At 73.5% G+C, this 1,981-nt stretch carries 2 protein-coding genes; both read left to right on the top strand.

Going from position 1 to position 1,981, the window contains the following annotated elements:
* Positions 1 to 1,155 (top strand): PucR family transcriptional regulator (locus ACRDP3_RS13480; protein WP_431517152.1); only part of this gene is annotated, 1,155 nt, incomplete at its 5' end.
* Between the two features lie 256 nt (positions 1,156 to 1,411).
* Entirely contained in the window at positions 1,412 to 1,825 is a 414-nt protein-coding gene (locus ACRDP3_RS13475) for a Uma2 family endonuclease (protein ID WP_431517151.1), read from the top strand.
* Positions 1,826 to 1,981: the final 156 nt, after the last annotated feature.

Here is a 1,981-nt window from a genome sequence, read left to right as displayed (position 1 = left end):
CTGCCCGCCGAGGTGGGCGCCCGGCTGGCGGGCGAGCACCTCGCGGCCGTACGCGGCGACCGCCCCAGCCCGCACCGCGCCACCGTCGACGACGTCACCTACTCCCTCTTCCCCGTCCGCGGCGCCGGCGGCGACCCGCGGGAGACGGTGCTCTCGGACTGGCTGCTCGCCGTCGCGGCCGACGCGGGCGACTGGCCCGCCGAACGGCTCGACCTGATCTACGGCGTCACCCAGCTGATCGCGGTCGAACGCGACCGCCGCGACGCGTCCCGCACGGTCCGCCGCCGCCTCGCCGTGGAGGTACTGGACCTCGTCCAGGCCGGCGCACCGCCCGCCGAGATCGCCGCCCGGCTGCGCGTGGCGGCCCCGGTACTGCTGCCGAGCCTGGGCAGCGCCCCGCACTGGCAGGTCGTCGTCGCCCGCGTGGACGGGGTGCCGGACGGCGACCGCGCGAGCGGCCCGGTGGCACAGGCCCTGCTGGAGGAGATCCTGCTCGACCCCCGTACAGCCGGCACCGGGGGCCCCGGCACCGCCGACCGGGTCGCCGTCGCCCACACCGGCGAGGAGGCGGCGGCCCTCGTACCGCTGCCCGCGCTGCCCGCGCAGCCGGAGCCGCTGGAACCACCGGAGTCGCCGGAACAGGCCTCCGACGCGGGCAGCGGGCTGACCGCCGGGGGCCTGCTCGCCACTGTCCGCGAATCCCTGGAGCGCGGTCTCGCCGACGGCGGCCGGCTGACGCTGGGGGTCAGCGCCGTCGTGCACTCCGCCGAAGGACTGCGCGGCGCGCTGGAGGAGGCCCGCCACGCACGGCGGGTGGCGGCGGCCCGCCCGGGGCGGGTGTGCGCGGCCGGACACGAGGAGCTGGCCTCACACGTGCTGCTGCTCCCCTTCGTCCCGGACGACGTCCGCCGCGCCTTCACCGCCCGGCTGCTGGCACCGCTGCACGACTACGACGGCCGCCACCGCGCAGAACTCGTCTCCACCCTCACCGCGTTCCTGTCGGCCGACGGCTCCTGGACCCGCTGCGCCGCCCACCTCCACCTGCACGTCAACACCCTCCGCTACCGGATAGGCCGGATAGAACAGCTCACCGGCCGCGACCTGTCGCGGCTGGAGGACAGGCTGGACTTCTTCCTCGCGCTGCGGATGAGCTGACGGCCGTGAGCCGCCGTGACCCCGAACCGTGCGTATCGTTGTACTGCGCGGCTGCGCGATCGCGCGGCGGGGAGGAGCGTCACCGTGACCGTCATGACCGACAGGATGAGATGACTGAGCCCGACGAGCTCACCCTGGACGAGCTGTTCGAGCGGCTGGAGGCGGATGCCCGTCCCCGAGGGCTACAAGGTCGAGATCGTCGAGGGGTCCGTGCACATGTCGACAGCGCCGCACTCACTGGAACATCATCCGGAGGGTGCTGCGGCAACTGGAGGACCACTTCGGCGAAGTCGCCGAGATCGACTCCGACGTCCGCATCGACTTTCCCGGCCACCTCAACGGGTTCGCGCCCGATCTCGTCAAGATCGCCGATGACGCCACTCCGGACGCGCGGGGTCTCTACTCACCCCCCGACGTCGAGTTCGTCATGGAGGTCATCTCCCGGTCGACGGCCGCCAACGACTACGGGTCCAAGCTGGCCAGTTACGCCTCGTCAGGCATCCCCGTATACCTGGTCGTCGACCCGTACGTCGGCCGGTGCCGGCTGTTCACGCATCCCAAGAACCGCGACTACGGCAGAGACCTCACCGTCGACTTCGGTGAGGAGATCGACCTCTCCGGCACCGCCGTCGCGATCAAGCTCTCCACCGAGGGCTTCCCCCGCGACTGACCGGCGCCGCCCGGCCCGTCAGTGGTCCGCGTCGCTGCCGATGTAGAGGCCGGCGAGTGCGGTGCCCGCGGTGGGCGAGCCCGTCATCCGGCGCAGCCGGGCCGCCGCCACGCCCGCCCGGTAGGGGTCGCCGGAGGACGGTCCGTGCAGGAGCTC

Origin of the sequence: Streptomyces sp., assembly GCF_050698815.1 — a bacterium.
Classification (GTDB): domain Bacteria; phylum Actinomycetota; class Actinomycetes; order Streptomycetales; family Streptomycetaceae; genus Streptomyces.
This window is presented reverse-complemented; position numbering and strand designations above follow the sequence as displayed.